Annotated in this window: 1 protein-coding gene; it reads left to right on the top strand. The window is 64.3% G+C overall.

Translation table 11 applies throughout. From position 1 onward, the window contains the following. The first annotated feature begins 968 nt into the window (after positions 1 to 968). Positions 969 to 1,787, top strand: coding sequence for a rolling circle replication-associated protein (locus C463_RS11655; RefSeq protein ID WP_004045523.1), 819 nt, complete (start codon positions 969 to 971; stop codon positions 1,785 to 1,787). Positions 1,788 to 1,893: the final 106 nt, after the last annotated feature.

Below are 1,893 nucleotides of genomic sequence, written 5' to 3'. Positions count from 1 at the left end.
GGTCCCACCGCGAGGTGAGAGGTGCCGGGTGGGGTCCCCCTAGACACCGTTATAGGTCCCTGTGGTGGGTGGTGGGGTCGGTTCGATTTTCGGCGACCCTTGCGCCGTCCTGCGATTAGGGAGCGGAGGGGCGAGTGATTGTGGTGGGAGAATCGCAAGACGGCGGTAAGTTGTGGCGGTTCAGACAGGGGTATCCTTACGCCGTCCTGCGATTGTACGGATAGGGCCGGGATTCGACAGGGGGAAGAATCGCAAGACGGCGGTAAGTTGTGATGGGTGATACTCCGGGGCGATCGGCGACCCCTGCGCTGTCATGCGGTTTCGGGTTCTGTCTGGCTATGGTTAGAACTGCTAATAACAATATGTGGGCGTGTTGGTAGTATCGGGATAGGTAGATGTTCTGCCGGGGTGAAAGGTCAGTATTCTTTAAGGGGCTAGTCGTTCTCGTCGCAGTCAAAGCTACGCAACGTGAGTGAATGCCCGGAGAAGGCCCGGGCGACGGACGATTCCACCGGACGCGATTTGTGGCAGAATCGCCCGGTGGAAACCTCTTGGCCGGAGGGTTCGTCCTCGCTCTGTCCTCTCTCAGCCGAGTCAGTAAGTGTTTCGACGGTTCACGGAAACGCTCGGTCTGGACGACTAAGCGCCGATCCACCGCAAGGATCGGGCGATCTTGATTTGCCCGAGAGCCGGCGTACCCGGCTCGAGGGCCGCCCGATCCGCACGCCCCCGACCGGCGGGAGGGGGCTATCTTGTGCGGTGGCGGTGCGGCGGCGGTGCGGTCTTTACTCGACGCTAGTTAGAACAACTCAAGAGCCGCTATGCTTCGCCAATTCAGGCGTTCCACCGTGCGGTGCGGTAGAAGACGTGCCGGTGGCTATGGTGCGGTGCGGTGCCACCGGCTCGTCTTCGTCGCGGTCGTCGGATAGTGCCGCCCCAGCTGGGCCGGACGTGCTGTCGGGCCACTCGTGGAGCAGCTCGCGATCGCGTCGGTCGGGGTGGTCGGAGTGAGCGCGGATCCCGTCGACGGCGAGGTCGAGTTGGATGAGCAGTCACGGCTCGGTCGGGACTGGGATTGCGGGCCGGATCGGGAGCGGCCGGACTGCCGGAAGGACTTGGCGCACCTGAAGTACCAGACAGAATCGGGGGAACAGGCGTCGTACCGTTGCGGTTCGTGGGACTGCGAGTGTTGCGGCCACCGGCTGAGGATGGGACTGATCGAGGAGATAGAACGGATCACGGAGGAGCGCCCGGAGATGCGTCGGTTCCTGACGCTCACAGTGGACCGCAGAGCGCCCGCGTCGAAGGAGGAGAAGCACGAGTACATCACCGATCGGTGGAACGCGCTGAGGACGGAACTGAGGGACCGCTATCCAAACCTGTCGTATCTGTGGGTGCGGCACGAGGGAGACGAGCGGGACCGGCCGCACCTGCACCTGCTCGTGGATCGGTTCCTGCCGCAGCGGGAACTGTCGCAGTTGGCCGAGCGCGTCGGCCTCGGCCGGGTGGTGGACATCCGGCGGGTGGACGCACGGAACGCGGCGCACTACATCAGTGCGTACCTCGGTCGTGGCTCGCTGTCGTTCCTGCCGTCGGGGTCGCGGCGGTACGGATCTAGCGCCGACGTCGATCTCGATCCACGCGATCCGGGCGGCGACGATCGTGACGGCAGTGCGCTCGAGGAGGACTGGTCACTGATGGCGTGGGATCCGATCGTCGAGGACTGGGTGTCGGCTGCGTCGGGAGACTTCCGGCGCGACGAGGATAGAGGACCGCCACCAGACTAGATCGGTCGGTCCCACCGCGAGGTGAGAGGTGCCGGGTGGGGTCCCCCTAGACACCGTTATAGGTCCCTGTGGTGGGTGGTGGGGTCGGTTCGATTTTCGGCGACCC

Source organism: Halorubrum californiense DSM 19288 (assembly GCF_000336875.1).
Lineage (GTDB): Archaea > Halobacteriota > Halobacteria > Halobacteriales > Haloferacaceae > Halorubrum > Halorubrum californiense.
Note: the sequence above shows the minus strand (reverse complement) of the source record. Positions and strands in the feature narration are given on the sequence as shown.